Origin of the sequence: Tessaracoccus palaemonis (assembly GCF_019316905.1) — a bacterium.
Lineage (GTDB): Bacteria > Actinomycetota > Actinomycetes > Propionibacteriales > Propionibacteriaceae > Arachnia > Arachnia palaemonis.
Map to the genome: position 1 here is coordinate 886210 of NZ_CP079216.1, position 15894 is coordinate 902103.

Annotated in this window: 14 protein-coding genes; 6 read left to right on the forward strand and 8 right to left on the reverse strand. The window is 70.2% G+C overall.

Annotation, left to right across the window (positions count from 1 at the left end; translation table 11 throughout):
* Positions 1-80 precede the first annotated feature (80 nt).
* Complete coding sequence (gene guaA / locus KDB89_RS03900; protein WP_219083557.1) at positions 81-1631, forward strand: glutamine-hydrolyzing GMP synthase; 1551 nt, start codon at positions 81-83, stop codon at positions 1629-1631.
* Positions 1632-1696: 65 nt separating this feature from the next.
* Here guaA and KDB89_RS03905 read toward each other — a convergent pair whose 3' ends face one another.
* The 3 genes from KDB89_RS03905 to KDB89_RS03915 are packed head-to-tail and all read right to left on the reverse strand — an operon-like array spanning position 1697 to position 3252.
* Complete coding sequence (locus tag KDB89_RS03905; protein ID WP_219083558.1) at positions 1697-1957, reverse strand: PspC domain-containing protein; 261 nt, start codon at positions 1955-1957, stop codon at positions 1697-1699.
* A 9-nt stretch (positions 1958-1966) separates the two neighbouring features.
* The gene (locus tag KDB89_RS03910; protein WP_219083559.1) at positions 1967-2158 is read right to left on the reverse strand and encodes a hypothetical protein; all 192 of its coding nucleotides are present in this window, start codon (positions 2156-2158) and stop codon (positions 1967-1969) included.
* Positions 2155-3252: a PspC domain-containing protein gene (locus tag KDB89_RS03915; protein WP_219083560.1), complete on the reverse strand. Its 1098-nt coding sequence runs from the start codon at positions 3250-3252 to the stop codon at positions 2155-2157. The genes KDB89_RS03910 and KDB89_RS03915 overlap by 4 nt, the downstream gene beginning before the upstream one ends.
* Positions 3253-3366: 114 nt before the next feature.
* Here KDB89_RS03915 and KDB89_RS03920 point away from each other — a divergent pair, with 114 nt between their 5' ends.
* Positions 3367-4614, forward strand: coding sequence for an ATP-binding protein (locus KDB89_RS03920; protein ID WP_219083561.1), 1248 nt, complete (start codon positions 3367-3369; stop codon positions 4612-4614).
* Entirely contained in the window at positions 4611-5291 is a 681-nt protein-coding gene (locus tag KDB89_RS03925) for a response regulator (RefSeq protein WP_219083562.1), read from the forward strand. The genes KDB89_RS03920 and KDB89_RS03925 overlap by 4 nt, the downstream gene beginning before the upstream one ends.
* A gap of 1 nt (position 5292) precedes the next feature.
* Here KDB89_RS03925 and KDB89_RS03930 read toward each other — a convergent pair whose 3' ends face one another.
* The 3 genes from KDB89_RS03930 to KDB89_RS03940 all read right to left on the reverse strand — a co-directional run bounded on the left by KDB89_RS03930 (position 5293) and on the right by KDB89_RS03940 (position 7981).
* Positions 5293-6279 (reverse strand): lactonase family protein, encoded by a 987-nt coding sequence (locus tag KDB89_RS03930; RefSeq protein ID WP_219083563.1) that lies wholly within the window; start codon positions 6277-6279, stop codon positions 5293-5295.
* A gap of 91 nt (positions 6280-6370) precedes the next feature.
* On the reverse strand, positions 6371-6634 hold the full coding sequence (locus tag KDB89_RS03935) for a GlsB/YeaQ/YmgE family stress response membrane protein (protein WP_219083564.1): 264 nt from the start codon (positions 6632-6634) through the stop codon (positions 6371-6373).
* 114 nt (positions 6635-6748) lie between these two features.
* Positions 6749-7981, reverse strand: coding sequence for a phospholipase D-like domain-containing protein (locus KDB89_RS03940; protein ID WP_219083565.1), 1233 nt, complete (start codon positions 7979-7981; stop codon positions 6749-6751).
* Positions 7982-8038: 57 nt separating this feature from the next.
* On the opposite strand from KDB89_RS03940, the gene pcrA reads away from it, so the two are divergent.
* The gene (gene pcrA, locus KDB89_RS03945; protein ID WP_219083566.1) at positions 8039-10459 is read left to right on the forward strand and encodes a DNA helicase PcrA; all 2421 of its coding nucleotides are present in this window, start codon (positions 8039-8041) and stop codon (positions 10457-10459) included.
* Between the two features lie 383 nt (positions 10460-10842).
* Here the strand turns inward: pcrA and KDB89_RS03950 are convergent, their stop codons facing one another.
* The gene (locus KDB89_RS03950) at positions 10843-11838 is read right to left on the reverse strand and encodes a M23 family metallopeptidase (RefSeq protein ID WP_219083567.1); all 996 of its coding nucleotides are present in this window, start codon (positions 11836-11838) and stop codon (positions 10843-10845) included.
* A 196-nt stretch (positions 11839-12034) separates the two neighbouring features.
* On the opposite strand from KDB89_RS03950, the gene sucC reads away from it, so the two are divergent.
* Positions 12035-13210 (forward strand): ADP-forming succinate--CoA ligase subunit beta, encoded by a 1176-nt coding sequence (gene sucC / locus KDB89_RS03955; protein ID WP_219083568.1) that lies wholly within the window; start codon positions 12035-12037, stop codon positions 13208-13210.
* A 5-nt stretch (positions 13211-13215) separates the two neighbouring features.
* Positions 13216-14112, forward strand: a complete 897-nt coding sequence (sucD, locus tag KDB89_RS03960) for a succinate--CoA ligase subunit alpha (protein WP_219083569.1) — start codon at positions 13216-13218, stop codon at positions 14110-14112.
* Between the two features lie 9 nt (positions 14113-14121).
* On the opposite strand, the gene KDB89_RS03965 is transcribed toward sucD, so the two are convergent.
* Entirely contained in the window at positions 14122-15855 is a 1734-nt protein-coding gene (locus tag KDB89_RS03965) for a hypothetical protein (RefSeq protein ID WP_219083570.1), read from the reverse strand.
* Positions 15856-15894 lie beyond the last annotated feature (39 nt).

A 15894-nucleotide genomic window follows, 5' to 3' on the forward strand; every position in this document is an offset into this window, starting at 1 on the left:
CGCAGCGGAGATTTTCCGGAGAGGCCCAGGCCAGGGCCCCGGACGTGCCACGGGTGCGTCGAAGCTCTAGACTCGGCCGCATGACTGCACACGAGAAGGTTCTCGTCGTCGACTTCGGTGCCCAGTACGCACAGCTCATCGCCCGCCGCGTCAGGGAGGCCTCGGTCTACTCCGAGATCGTGAGCTCGAAGCTCTCAGCCGACGAGATCCTCGCCCTCAGACCCTCCGCGATCATCCTCTCGGGTGGACCAGCCTCCGTCTACGCGGACGGCGCACCCTCGATGGACACGGCGATCTTCGAGGCCGGCGTCCCGGTGCTCGGCATCTGCTACGGATTCCAGGTCATGGCCCAGGGGCTCGGCGGCACCGTCGCGAGGACCGGCCAGCGCGAGTACGGCCGCACGTCGCTGTCGATCAACGACTCCGGCTGCCTGCTCGCGAGCATGCCCAACACCCTGAACGTGTGGATGAGCCACGGCGACTCGGTCTCCAAGGCCCCGAAGGGGTTCAAGGTGCTGGCCCGCACGGCCGGCGCGCCCGTCGCCGCGTTCGAGGACCTCGGCCGCAAGCTCGCGGGCGTGCAGTGGCACCCCGAGGTCCTGCACTCGCAGTGGGGGCAGCAGGTGCTCGAGCACTTCCTGTTCAACATTGCGGAGCTGACGCCCGACTGGACTCCCGAGAACATGGTCACCGAGGCCATCGACTCCATCCGCGCCCAGGTGGGCGACCGCCGCGTGCTGTGCGCGCTGTCAGGCGGCGTGGACTCCGCAGTCGCCGCCGCGCTCGTGCAGCGCGCCATCGGCCCGCAGCTCACCTGCGTCTTCGTCGACCACGGCCTCCTGCGTCAGGGGGAGGCCGAGCAGGTCAAGACCGACTTCGTGGCCGTCACCGGCGTCGACCTGGTCGTCGCCGACGAGAAGGACCGCTTCCTCGGCGCCCTGGCCGGCGTGTCCGACCCGGAGACCAAGCGCAAGATCATCGGAGCTCAGTTCATCCGCACCTTCGAGTCCCAGGCCCGCGAGATCGCCGGCGACAAGGGCATCGACTTCCTCGTCCAGGGCACGCTGTACCCCGACGTCGTCGAGTCCGGCGGCGGGGAGGGCGCGGCGAACATCAAGAGCCACCACAACGTCGGCGGCCTGCCCGAGGACCTGCAGTTCACGCTCATCGAGCCGCTGCGCCAGATGTTCAAGGACGAGGTCCGCGCCGTCGGCCTCCAGCTCGGCCTGCCCGAGGAGATGGTCTGGCGCCACCCGTTCCCCGGCCCGGGCCTCGCGATCCGCATCATCGGTGAGGTCACCGAGGACCGGCTCGACACGCTGCGCCAGGCTGACGCCATCGCCCGCCACGAGCTCGCCGCGGCCAAGCTGGAGCGCGACATCTGGCAGTTCCCCGTCGTGCTGCTCGCCGACGTCCGCTCTGTGGGTGTCCAGGGCGACGGCCGCACCTACGGCCACCCGATCGTGCTGCGCCCCGTCACCTCCGACGATGCCATGACCGCCGACTGGGCCCGCCTGCCCTACGAGGTCCTGGAGAAGATCTCCAACCGCATCACCAACGAGGTGGCGGAGGTCAACCGCGTGACCCTCGACATCACCAGCAAGCCCCCGGGCACCATCGAGTGGGAGTGATCCCACCCGGACGACCGACGGCCCCGCAGCTCGACGAAGCTGCGGGGCCGTCCGCGTCAATGGGCTCAGATGCCGACGTCGGTGTTCTTCCGGTCGGCGGCCCAGCGCTTCGCCTTCTCGATGCCGTCCTGCGCGATCGTCCCGCTCTGGCCCTCCTTCGGCAGGATGACCCACAGCAGGGCGTAGACGACCAGGGCGGTGCCGGCGCTGAACACGGTCAGCACGACGAAGGCGACGCGGATCCAGGTGGGGTCGAGGTTGGCGGCCTTGGCGATGCCTCCGGCCACGCCCGCGACGATGGCGTTGTTGCTACGGGACAGACTCATGACATTTCCTTACTTGTTGCGGTTCCGGGTGGTGCCGCGGTGGATCAGCAGACCGATTCCCCCCGCGGCGGCGAGGATGACGGCCAGGATGGGCTGGATGGCGGCCGAGCTCAGCTGCCCGGCGAGGACGAGCACGACGCCGAAGCCGATGGCGGCCAGGCCGAGCGCGATGGCGCCCGCGTCGATTCCGGGTCGGTTCATTCGCCCCTCACCACCTTGACATCCGAGGCGGTGGCGTCGATGACCAGCCGGTCGAGCACTGTCACGCCGGTGTCCGTCTCGACGTCGGGGTCCGCGGCAAGAGAACTGAGCGTCAGGTCCGAAGAGAGCTCGCCGACCGGCCCGGGGACGGCCACGGTGATGTCCGCGGCCACCGCGCGGATGACGACCTCGTCGACGCCGGTCAGGTCCGCCTCGCCCAGGTCGATGGTCTCGTCGGTCGCGGTGGCGCTGATCTCCAGGACCCCGGGGTCGGGTGCCGGGCCAGCGCCGGACTGGCTGGCGAGCCAGCCGCAGCTGAGGACGGCGACGGCAAGCGCCGCGAGCACCAGCCGCGGAACCCGACGCGTGCGCATCACCAGCGCGAGGACGACGGCCGTGGCGCCGGCCGCGACCACGCCGGCCGCCAGGGAGACCACATCGGAGAACCCTGCCACGAAGTGAGCGATCGCGCCGACGCCGCCCCCGGCGGCCAGCACGGCGAGACCCGCCAGCCACGAGCGTCGGGCCCGGGGCGGGGCGGGCGTCGGGACGACAGGGGTGCTGTCGAGGTCCAGCTCTGGCACGGTGTGGACGCTGCTCCCCGCCGCGGCCTCGAGCCGGGACCGCCAGGCCACGAGCTGCGCGTCGACGCTCAGCTCCTGGCCGGCGGGCTCGGGAAACCGGAAACCGCGCAGCGCGCGCCGCCGGACGACGATCACCGCGCCGAGCAGCAGGAACCCCGCACCCCAGGGCAGCGGCGTGGAGGCGGCCACCACGAACGTGAAGATGAGCGTCGTGATGATGACCGCGGCCTTCTGTGACCCGAGGCTCCACGTCCGGAACGAGGGGAGCAGGGCATCGATGGGCCGGCTGCCCTGAGGGCCGCGGGTCAGCAGCGTGCCCCAGCCGTAGAGGGCGAGTCCGAGGCCCGCGCTGAGGGCAAGGACCACGAACGCAACGCGCACGATGATGACGTCCACGCCCAGCCGCTGCGCCATGGCGCGGCTCAGCCCCGACCCGAGACCGTCGGCCTCGCGGCGCGTCAGGTCCCGACAGCTCGGGTCGAGCCAGGCGAGGTCGAGTTCGGTGGACATGCCTCCAGTGTGGCCGATGGCGCGAAACGACCGCATCGGGAAACCCCCTGAGCCGTCCCTGGATACCCCCGCCGGGGCTGGTTCCCAGGTGGGTCGACGTGACAGGCTGGACCCATGACCAACCTGCCCGCGGCCCAGGACGCGCCTGCCCGGGTGCCGCTGCGCCGGGCGGGCAGCGGCAAGGTCATCGCCGGCGTCGCCCAGGGGCTGGCCGCGCATCTCGGGATCAACGTGACGCTCGTGCGCGTCTGCTTCGTCATCGCGGCCATGTTCTCCGGCGCTGGGGCGCTGGCCTACGGCGCGCTGTGGGTGCTGGTGCCGCGTTCGCAGGGGTCCGACGAACCCGCCGGGCTCGCGGCCGCGACGCGCAGGGGCATGCGCCCCGCGGCCGCCGCCCCCGTCAAGCCCGACGACGGCGTCGTGATCGCCGGCGGCCTTGTCGTGGTCGGCCTGTTGTGGCTCTTCGTGTCCGGCGGCGTCGTGCCGACCGGCCTGTTCTGGCCAGCCGTGATCGGCGGCCTCGGCGTCATCACCATCTGGCTGCAGGTCGACGAACGCGTCGCGCCCGAGGAGCGCAGGGGAGCGTGGCAGCGCCTCACGCGCGGCGGTGGCGCCATGAGCGTGCTGCGGCTGGTCGGAGGACTCGTGCTCGTCGGCCTCGGCATCTCGTGGATCCTCGCCACCCAGATCGGCCTGTCCCAGCTCCCGGGGGTGCTCGGCGCCTCCGGCGTGCTGCTCGCCGGACTCGTGGTCGTCGCCGCGCCCTGGCTGTACCAGCAGCGGGCCCGCGTCCGCAGGGCCGACGCGGAGCGCCTGCGTGCCGAGGCGAGGGCCGACATGGCGGCTCACCTCCACGACTCGGTCCTGCAGACCCTCGCCCTGATCCAGCGACAGGCCAACGACCCCGCCACGGTCGCGCAGCTCGCCCGCCGCCAGGAGCGCGAACTGCGGACCTGGCTCTACGGCGAGACCGCGCGCGCAGCCTCGCTCCGCTCCGCGCTGAGGGAGATGACCTCCGACGTGGAGGGCCGGTTCCCCGTCGACGTCGAGCTGGTCTGCGTCGGCGACGCGACCGTCGACGACCGCGTCGAGGCGCTGATCATGGCCACGGGAGAGGCCGTCACCAACGCCGCGAAGCACTCCGGGGCACCGCGGATCGACGTGTACGCCGAGGCCGAGGACGACCGCATCGAGATCTTCGTCCGGGACCGGGGCGCGGGCTTCGACCCCGACGCCGTTCCCTCGGGCAGGATGGGCGTGAGAGAATCCATCAAGGCCCGCATGGACCGCTACGGCGGCTCCGCGACGATCCGCTCCACCCCCGGTGAGGGCACCGAAGTGAAACTGGAGATCTCCCGATGACCGATGACGCCACCCCCGCTCCGACTCCCGTTCCGCTGTCGGAGCTGCGCGTGGTGATCGTCGACGACCATGCCATGTTCCGCGCAGGCGTGCGTCACGAGATCGGCGGCAGGTGCCTGGTCGTCGGCGAGGGCGAGGACGTCGACAGCGCCGTGGCCGTGATCGTCGAGCAGAAGCCGGACGTCGTGCTGCTCGACGTCCACCTGCCCGGCGGCGGCGGCGCGGAGGTCATCAAGCAGGTCCAGCCGCAGTGCCCCGACGTGAAGTTCCTGGCGCTGTCCGTCTCGGACGCGGCCCAGGACGTCATCGGCGTCATCCGCGCGGGGGCCCGCGGCTACGTCACCAAGTCCATCAGCTCCGACGAGCTGCTGGAGGGCATGGCCCGGGTCGCGGCCGGCGACGCGGTCTTCTCGCCCCGGCTCGCGGGCTTCGTGCTCGACGCGTTCTCCGGAGCCGTCGACGTCGCCAGCATCGACGAGGAGCTGGACAAGATCTCCGCCCGCGAGCGCGAGGTCCTCAAGCTGATCGCGCGCGGCTACTCCTACCGCGAGGTCGCCAAGGAGCTGTTCATCTCCATCAAGACGGTCGAAACCCACGTCAGCTCGGTGCTGCGGAAGCTGCAACTCAGCAACCGCCACCAGCTGACCAAGTGGGCCACCGACCGCCACCTGATCTGACTCAGCGGCGCAGGGGAGCCAGCTGCGTCGGCGACGCGGCGGGCACGACGGCGGCCGCGTCGCCCAGCCGACCGGTCGCCTCGTCGAACGGCAGCACCGTCACCTGGTCGGACAGCTGGTTGCACACCAGCACCGCGCCGGGCACGTGCAGGTGGTGGCGCGGGTGGCTGCCGCCGGTCGCGACCTCCCCGGCGGGCTCCAGCTCGATGACGTGCTTCGTGGGGTCGTCGACGACCCGCAGCACCGCGAGCACGTCCGACCCGCGCACCCCCACGGTCAGCCAGCCGCCGACCTGCGCGATCTCGGCGCACGCGTCACCGTCGGCGCCGGTGGCGCGCACCGGGTGCCTGCCGACGAGCTCGAGGGCGCCGGGCCAGCCGACGACCAGCACCTCGTTGCTGAACTCCGTCACGACGAACAACCACTCCTCGTGCACCACGAGGTGGCGCGGGCCGACCCCTGCCGGCAGCTGCAGCCTGTCGACCTCCGACAGCGCACCGTCGGCGACGCGGAAGCGGCGCAGCAGGTCGGCGCCGAGGTCGGTGGTGACGAAACCGCCGGTCGGCAGGGCTGCGGAGGCGTGGGCCCGCGTCACGTCTGCGTCGACGGCGGGGGCGCGCAGCGTCGTCGTGACCAGCCCGTCGTCGTCGAGGAGGTAGTGCAGCACGGCCCCGTCGCCCCAGCAGGCGACCGTCACCCCGGATCCGTCCGCCTCGACCCGCACATGGCAGGCGGCGGCGCCGGCTGGCCGCGTCTGCGCGGCGACATACGCGTCGCCCTCGCGGCGCAGCACCAGGAGGCGACCCTCGTGCTCCTCGACGGCGTACAGAACGTCCAGGCTCGGGTGCTGCACGACGAACGACGGAGACGCCGCCCCCGCCAGCAGGCCGCCGACGGTGAACGCGGCCCCTTCCCAGGCTGCCGCGGAGATCCCCCGGCCGCTGCCGTGGGGCGGGGTGTAGCTGGCGAGCCACAGGTCCAGCGTCATGGCGTCGAGCCTAGCTGGCTCGGACATAGGCGACGGCGCCGGCCGGAGCCGGCGCCGTCGGGTAGGCGGGGAAGGAAAGGACGGGGAGGCGTCAGGCCTTCTTCTTGGTGACGAATCCGTAGATCACCAGCAGCAGGAGCGCGCCGAGCACGGAGAAGATCAGCCCCTTGAGGGAGAAGATGTCCGAGTACGAGACGCCGAAGATCGCGCCGCCGATGAACCCACCGACGAGAGCGCCCGCGATGCCGAGCAGGATCGTCGCGACCCAGCCGCCACCCTGGTTGCCGGGCAGGATCGCCTTGGCGATGGCGCCTCCGAGGAGGCCGATGACGATGTAGGCAATGATGGTTCCCATGTGCCCAGCATGGCACTGACAAGGGGTCACAGTTACACGGATCGACCCTGATCCTGCCCGGCTATACGCCTTCGGCTGAATCGGGGACAACCCCGACAGGGGCGGATCCGACGCTCAGAACAGTGGCCTGAGCGGTGAGAGGAACAGCTCGGTGAGCTTCGCGACCCACGAGCGCCTTGCCCACCGTTCCTCGTTCAGCTGAACCGTGTTCGACTGGTCGGTGAGGAAGATCTCCTCCATCCGCTCGGCGACGTGCGGGTCGGCGATCTCCAGGTTGATCTCGTAGTTGCCCCACAGGCTCAGCCGGTCGATGTTGGCCGTGCCGATCGTCGACCAGCTGCCGTCGATCGTCGCGGTCTTCGCGTGCACCATCGCGCCCTGGAACAGGTACAGCTTGATGCCGGCCTCCAGCAGCGTCGTGTAGAAGCCGCGCGAGAGCCAGTCCGCGACGACGTGGTTGGACACGGCCGGCACGATGATCCGCACGTCGACGCCGCGGCGGCAGGCATCCCGCAGTGCGCGGATCAGGTCCTCGTCAGGGATCAGGTAGGCGTGCGTGAACCAGATCCGCTCGGAGGCGCGGTCGATGGCCTCCAGGTACATGTTGCGGATCGGGTACACCTGCAGCCGGGGCACATTGCGGTGCACCCACATCCGCGTCTGCCAGGTGCGCTTGGGGTTGTGCTCGATGCGCCTGCGCCGCCGCCCGGTGTGCAGGTTCCAGAAGTCGATGAACGCGTTCTCGATCTCCGCGGCCCCGGGGCCGACGATGCGGGCGTGGGTGTCGCGCCAGTCGGTCGCGTACAGCGAGCCGATGTTGTAGCCGCCGATGAACCCGATGACCCCGTCGACGACCAGCAGCTTGCGGTGGTCGCGGCCCCAGGTGCGCGGCGACCACGGGATCGGCATCGCCGGAAGGCGCAGCGTGCGGATCCGGTCCGGAAGCTGCTGGTAGAACTTCGGGGGGACGACGAGGTTCGCGAACTCATCCCAGATGACGTGGACCTCGACGCCGCGGTCCGCGGCACGGATCAGGGCGTCCATGAAGCGCTGGCCCTCGTCGTCTCCCTTCCAGATGAAGGTCTCGAAGTAGACGCGCTCCTGGGCGAAGTCGATCGCCTCGATCATGTCGTCGAAGACATGTTCGCCGTACGTGTAGATGGTCAGCTCGCTCGACTCGAAAGCAATGGGCTCGGGTGGCGTGACCGGGAATCTGCGCAGCTTCCGGTGCTTCTTCCGACTGGCCTCCGTCACCGTGATGGCGATCACAGCGGCCAGCTGCCCCAGCACGAGGGCCACGGTCACGCGGTTGAACAGTCGAGTGAGCCGGGCGAACGTGCGACGCATGTCTGCAGCTTACCGACGCGTCGATCGTCGGACCGGGAGGGTAATCTGACCCACGCTATGAGCGACTCCCTGATGCCTGACCTGTTCGCCGTCTTCCAGCCGACCCAGCCCCCGAAGCCCCGCGAGAACGGCGAGCGTCGCCAGGGCAGCGCGAAGAAGGTGAGCGCCGAGGAGCTCCTCGCGGGCCTCAACGGGCCCCAGCGGGAGGCGGTCGTCCACCAGGGCGGCCCCGTGCTGGTCGTCGCGGGTGCCGGCTCCGGCAAGACGCGCGTGCTGACCCGCCGGATCGCCTACCTGGTCGCCGAGCGGAACGTGCACCCCGGATCCATCCTCGCCATCACGTTCACCAACAAGGCCGCCGCCGAGATGCGCCAGCGCGTCGTCGACCTGGTCGGCAACCGCGCCAAGCTCATGTGGGTCTCGACGTTCCACTCCGCCTGCGTGCGGATCCTGCGCGCCGACATCGACCGCTTCGGCATCTCCAAGAGCTTCTCGATCTACGACGACGCCGACTCGAAGCGGCTCATGTCGCTCGTGCTGCGCGACCTGGCCGTCGACCCGAAGAAGTTCCCCGTCCGCAAGGTCATGACGGTGGTCAGCAACTTCAAGAACGAACTGGTCGACCACGAGACGGCCCGCTCGGAGGCGGACAACCCCGTCAAGGAGACCTACGCCGCCGCCTACGCCGACTACCAGACCCGCCTGGGGGCCGCGAACGCCCTGGACTTCGACGACCTGATCATGACCACCGTCAACCTGTTCCGCGCCTTCCCCGACGTGCGGGAGAAGTACCGTCGCCGGTTCCGTCAGGTGCTCGTCGACGAGTACCAGGACACCAACCACGCGCAGTACTCGCTCGTGAAGGAGCTGTGCGGCGAGCAGACAACCGGCGTCGTCGACGGCACCCCGGTCGTCGAGCCGGCCGAGCTGATGGTCGTCGGCGACTCCGACCAGTCCATCTATGCCTTCCGCGGCGCAACCATCCGCAACATCCTCGACTTCGAGGCCGACTTCCCGGGCGCCACCACCGTCGTGCTGGACCAGAACTACCGCTCCACCCACAACATCCTGAAGGCCGCCAACGCCGTCATCTCCCGCAACCAGGGCCGCCGCGACAAGTCGCTGTGGTCCGACCTGGGCGACGGCGAGCTGATCACGGGCTGGGTGGCCGACACCGAGCACGACGAGGCCCAGTTCGTCGCCACCGAGATCGACAAGCTGTCCGACGAGGGAGTCAGCCAGTACGGCGACACCGCGGTCTTCTACCGCACCAACGCGCAGTCGCGAGGGTTCGAGGAGGTGTTCATCCGCGTCGGCATGCCCTACAAGGTCGTCGGCGGCGTGCGCTTCTACGAGCGCCGCGAGATCCGCGACGCCATCGCGTACCTGCGCGCGCTGGCGAACCCGGCCGACGACGTTTCGGTGCGGCGCATCCTCAACGTGCCGAAGCGCGGCATCGGCGACCGCGCCGAGGCAGCCATCGCGTCGCTGGCCAGCGCCGAGCGGATCAGCTTCTTCGATGCGCTGCAGCGCTCGTCGGAGGCACCGGGACTCGCGACCCGCTCGTCGAAGCAGATCCAGGGCTTCGTCGACGTCATGAACCTGCACCGCGCCATGGTCGCGGAGGGCAGGCCCGCCGACGAGGTGCTGACGTCGATCCTGCACGAGTCCGGATACGTCCCCGAACTCCAGAACTCCACCGACCCGCAGGACGAGACGCGCCTGGAGAACCTGGAGGAGCTCGTCAGCGTCGCCGCGGAGTTCGTCGCCTCCGTCGGCGCCGTCGACCTGGACGAGGCCGAGGCAGCGGAGTCCGGACTGGCCTCCGGTATGCCGGAGCCCGACGACTCGCTGCCCGCGTTCCTGGAGCGCATCGCGCTGGTCGCGGACTCCGACCAGGTCCCGGAGCACGAGGAGGGCAAGGGCGTCGTGACGCTCATGACGCTCCACACGGCCAAGGGGCTCGAGTTCGACACGGTCTTCCTGACCGGCATGGAGGAGGGCATCTTCCCGCACATGCGTGCGCTGACCGACCCGGAGGAACTTGAGGAGGAGCGTCGACTGGCCTATGTCGGCATCACGCGCGCCCGCAAGCGCCTCTACCTGAGCCGGGCGCAGGTCCGCATCACCTTCGGCCAGCCGAACTACAACCCCGCCTCCCGGTTCCTCGATGAGGTGCCAGCTCAGGTCATCGACTGGCGCCGCACGGGAGAGGCCACCACCACGTGGGCCGGCCGCGACGCGGGCCGCCGCTCGAGCACCACCGCGTCGATGCAGAGTTTCGGTTCCGGGAAGAAGGTGCCGGTCAACCGCGTCGCTTCCGTCGAAGTGGGGGAGCGGGTGCTGCACACGGCCTTCGGCATGGGCACCGTCATCGCGGTACACGGCGCCGGGGACGCGACGAAGGTCGACGTCGACTTCGGCTCGGCCGGCGCCAAGCGTCTCAGCCTGCGCCACGCGCCGATGGAGAAGCTGTAGACCCTTCGCTGCGCTCAGGGCCCTTCGACAGGCTCAGGGAACCGATCACGGGTCGTTGAGCCTGTCGAAACGCCTCGAGCTTGTCGAGAGGTTCCCCTGGCGCGCACAACTGTGGCCTGGCCCCCAGCACGCTGCCTATATCCGGGTGCTGGGGCTCTAGCCACTCTTGTGCGCGGCGCGGGCCTGCAGAGGTGCGTTTGGTGGCTGTTCCCCTTCGCTTCGCTCAGGGTCCTTCGACGAGCTCAGGGAACCGGGAGGCTCAGGCCCTTCGACGAGCTCAGGGAACCGATCACGGATCGTTGAGCCTGTCGAAACGCCCCGAGCGGAGCGAGGGGTCCCACCTGACCGAGACGCCGAGCGACGCCCGAGCGGAGCGAGGGGTCCTACCTGACCGAGACGCCGAGCGACTTGAGCCAGGTGACGGGGTTGCTGGCCGAGTAGATGTCGCCCGGGGTGGTGCCGTCGGGGTAGTACTCGAAGTGCAGGTGGGCGCCGAAGGAGCGGCCGGTGACGCCGACGTATCCGATCAGCTGTCCCACCTTCACGGTGTCACCGGGGGAGACGACCTTGCGGCTCATGTGGGCGTACAGCGTCGCTCCGCTGGAGTGCTGGATGACGACGTTGGTGCCGGCCCAGGAGCCGGCGGTGGAGCTGAGGACCACGCCGGAGGCGGCTGCGTAGATGGGGGTGCCGACGGGGGCCGGGAAGTCCTGGCCCGTGTGGTAGCGCGACCAGGTTCCGGTGGCGCCGAAGCTGGCGCCGACGCGGTAGTTGGACTTGACGGGCATCGAGCCCCCCTCGGTGGTGAGGTTCTCGATGTCCTGGGCCGAGAGGTCGTTGATGCTGAGGCCGACGGCGGCGGCCGCGGCCGTCTCGAGCAGCTTCTGGGCGGCCTCGGCCTCGGCCTTCAGCTTCTTCGACTGCTTGGCGACGAGCACCAGATCGGCCGACATGAGGCTCTCGCGCTCGGCGGCGGTGGTCTCGGTCTCGGCCTCGGCGGCCGACGCGTTCGACTCGGCGAGGGCCGACTCGCGCTCCTTGGCGGCATCATCGGCGATCGCGTCGCTCAGGTGCGAGCGCACGACGCTGCGGCTGACCTCCTCCGAGCGGTCCCCGAAGGCCTCCTCGGCGGCGGAGGCGGCAGCGGCGGGGACGGCGACGTCGTCGGCCGCGTCGAACCCGGCACCGCGGGCGACGAAGGCGAAGGCGAAGAGGGCCGAGACGCTGAGCGCGCCGGCGACGGAGAGGGAGATCAGTCTGCGGCTGAACCGAAGGGCGGTGGCTCCACGGCGGGCCGGGGAACCGGTCGCCTCGACCTCGACGACGTCGTCGATGTCGACTGCGGCGCGGCGTGCGCTGCGCGATGCGTTGTCGTTCACCTGACTCCTTGTGTTCCAGCCGCCCGGTCCATCGATGTGACCGTTCCGCAGGGAACCTTAACAGTTCTCAGGAATCTCTCAAAGACCGGGTCTCATTAAGCCCTCAGCGTGTGGGCGGATGGTGTGCTTCTGCCCCGTTGGTGGCGGGAGCGCCGGTATCGTGGCGCGCATTGACCCTCACATTCCAAGGAACAACGTGGATCTTCTGGAGTATCAGGCGCGCGACATGTTCGAGCGTTACAACGTGCCGGTGTTGTCGGGCAGGACGGCCGCCACACCTGAGGAGGCGGTTGCCGCCTACGAACAGCTCGGCGTCGAGCTGGCCGTCATCAAGGCCCAGGTCCGGGTCGGCGGACGGGGAAAGGCGGGCGGCGTGAAGCTCGCCCGCGGAGCCGAGTCCGTGGCCGCCACGGCCCGCGAGATCCTGGGCCTGGACATCAAGGGCCACAGCGTCGAGCTCGTCATGGTCAGCCCCGGCGCCGACATCGCGGAGGAGTTCTACTTCTCGATCCTCCTGGATCGGGCGTCCGGTGGGTACCTGGCGATGTGCAGCATCGAGGGCGGCGTCGAGATCGAGACGCTGGCCGTCGAGCGGCCCGAGGCGCTCGTCAAGGTGCCGCTCGACCCGGTCGAGGGCGTCTCGCCCGCGGTCGCGAAGCGCATCGTGACCGAGGCGGGCTTCCTGCCCGAGGACCATGCCCGCGTGGCAGAGGTCATGGTCAGGCTGTGGGATGTGTTCTCCGGCGCCGACGCCACCCTGGTGGAGGTCAACCCGCTCATCAAGACCGGATCGGGCAGCATCATCGCGCTCGACGGGAAGGTGACGCTCGACGACAACGCCACCTTCCGACACCCCGACCGCGAGCAGTACAAGGAGAGCAGCGGCGACGTCGACCTCGAAAGACAGGCCCGCGAGCTGGGGTTGGGCTATGTCAAGCTCGACGGGACCGTCGGCATCATCGGCAATGGCGCGGGCCTCGTCATGAGCACCCTCGATGTCGTCGCGGGGGCGGGGGAGGACCTCCCCGGGAAGCCGCGACCCGCCAACTTCCTCGACATCGGCGGCGGCGCCTCCGCCGCCGTGATGGCCAACGGCCTGCGCATCATCATGAGCGACCCCCAGGTCAGGAGCGTCTTCGTCAACGTGTTCGGCGGAATCACGGCCTGCAGCGACGTCGCGACCGGCATCGTCAACGCTCTGGAGATCCTGGGCGACGAGGCCCACCTGCCGATCGTCGTGCGGCTCGACGGCAACTCCGTCGAGGTGGGCAAGGCCATCCTCGCCGAGGCGAATCACCCGATGATCACCGTCAAGAACACCATGGACGAGGCGGCCCGTACGGCCGCGCGCCTTGCCTCCGAAGGGAACTGAGCGAAGTGTCGATCTTCATCAACGCGTCCTCCCGCGTCATCGTCCAGGGCATGACGGGCCGGGAGGGCCGGAAGCACACGCAGCGCATGATCATGTCCGGCTCCCGGATCGTCGGCGGCGTCACTCCCGGCAAGGGCGGCACCTCCGTCCTGTTCGAGGAGGATCCGGTGCCGGTGTTCGGGTCCGTCCCGGAGGCCGTCGCCGCGACCCACGCCGACGTGTCTGTCGTGTTCGTTCCCCCGCCGTTCGCCAAGGAGGCGGTGCTGGACGCCGTCGAGGCCGAGGTCGGCCTGGTCGTCGTGATCACCGAGGGCATTCCGGTGCATGACTCGGTCGAGTTCATCTCCGCGGCCCGTGGCTCGGCGACCCGGATCATCGGGCCCAACTGCCCCGGCCTCATCTCGCCCGGAAAGTCGAACGCCGGCATCATCCCCGCCCAGATCTCCGGGCCGGGCCGCATCGGGCTCGTGTCGAAGTCGGGCACGCTGACCTATCAGATGATGTACGAGCTGCGCGACCACGGGTTCTCCACGGCGATCGGTATCGGCGGAGACCCGGTCGTCGGGACCGGCCACATCGACGCGCTGAAGGCGTTCGAGGACGACCCTGACACCGACATCATCGTGATGATCGGGGAGATCGGCGGCGACGCGGAGGAGCGGGCGGCCGAGTACATCGCGAGCAACATCACCAAACCGGTGGTCGGCTACGTCGCGGGCTTCACCGCCCCGCCCGGCAAGACCATGGGACACGCGGGAGCCATCATCACCGGCTCGTCCGGCACGGCTGCCGCGAAGAAGGAGGCCCTCGAGGCCGCCGGGGTGGCCGTCGGGCGCACCCCCTCGCTGACTGCCCAGCTCGCCCGTGACGCGATCGCGAGGCAGCGGGGCAGCCTCGGCTGAGACGCGACGCTACGAGTCGGCCTGGGTCGCGCGGACCGCGACCCGGGCCGCCAGCGCGTCCAGCTGGTCCGTCGTCATGCGGTAGTCCTCGGTCACCGAGACGAGCGTGTAGCTGACCAGGTCGTCGACGCGCGTGACGAGGAGCTGGTACTCGACCGACTCGGTGGCCGACGTGGCCTGCGACACCTCGAACAGCCTGCTGGTGCCGGTGGCGTCCCCGACGGTCGTCTTGACATCGTCGAGTCGCTTGACCGTCGCGGTGTTCACGCGGTCGGCGCAGCTGGTGAGGCCACGGACGAGCTTGTCAGCGAAGTCCTTGGCCGTGTCGCCCTTCTCGAAGAAGAACTGCATCTGATCGATGCCGAACGTGTTGGGCGCCTCGTCGTCCTGCGTCATCAGGAAGGTGGCCTGCGCGCGTGTGCTGGGCCCGGTCTCGGTCGCCAGGGTCAGGTTCTCGCAGCCGGTGCCCGCCGAGGTGAGATCCCCGGGGCCGGTCATGGACCAGCGGCCGGCGCCGGAGCGGATCCGCGGGAGGTCCGAGGGGGTCAGCCAGCCGAGGGGCTCGACCGCGGGGATCACGGCCCCGGCCACCTTGACGTCCGAGGGTGCCTCTGTGCCCTGCGCCTCGGACAGTTCCTCCTGGCTGCGTGTGATGGCTTCAGCGGGTGTCGTGGAGTCGATAGCGGACCCGAACTTCGTCACGTCCAGCATCTGCACGGCAGCCCCGGCCCGCGTGATGAGCACCGTGTGGAACTGGGAGGGATCGTCCTGGAACTCGACCGTGATCTGGAAGGTGTCCTCGGCGAGGCCGCTGACCGACTGCGCGTTCACGATGTAGCTGGGCACCTCCGAGCAGCTCGACAGCACCGCCACGCGCGACGCGAAGACCTCCGCCGCGACGTCTGCATCGGCGAACACATCGACCCGATGCAGCGCCGCCGTCTCGTCCGTGGTGGCGAGAGTGCGCTGCAGCGTCGTTGTCGGGTTCGGCTCCTGGGGGGCCGTCTGGAAGCAGGCCACCCGGCCCGAGTGGTCCCCGAGCGACTGCGAGGTCGCCGTGATGGTCCAGGCCGACGAGGCGACGGCGGCGAGATCCTCGGGGGTCAGGAGCACGTCCACATCCGCAGGCGCCTCTGCGCTGGTGGCGGTGGACGAGGCGCTGGGTGCCGCGGACGGCTGCTCGGCAGACTGGCGCACCGTCCGCACGATCAGGAACGCGAGGACGGCGACGACCACAGCGACGATGAGGCCCGCGGCGGCCCACTTGGTGAGCGTCGCGCGGTGCGCCCTGAGCCAGTGCTCCGGCGCGGGGGAGTCATCGCCCTCCGGCGTGAGAGGGGTGGTGGAACTGAGGGCCGAACGACGAGGCGCCGGGCCGGGGCTCTCGGCGAACTCGCCTGCGGAGCGGGGCATCACGGGAGCAGGGATGGGAGTCGCGGAGGCGTCGACGTGGGTGGCCGGCCGGGCGCCGGGAGCCGGGGCCTCGGCGGACTGCGTCCCGGGCCGGGCGAAGGGATTGACGGCGGGCTCCGGCGGCTCGTCGCCGAGGCCGGCGACGGCCGCCCGGGCGGGTGGGCGTGCCTGCGGCTGGTCGGTGGGCCGGGGTTCCGGTCCAGCTGTCGGCTCCTCGCCGCGTCGGGCCCGGCGCCCTACCGGGGCTGGGGTATCGTCCGAGGCGGTCGAGTCATCCGTCGTCGGCTGCTGCCAGGCGCGGCGCGGGCGGAACGGCTCGCCAGCTGACATTTTCCACCTCCTCGCGAGGCCCTCCGGGTCGCCTCGTTG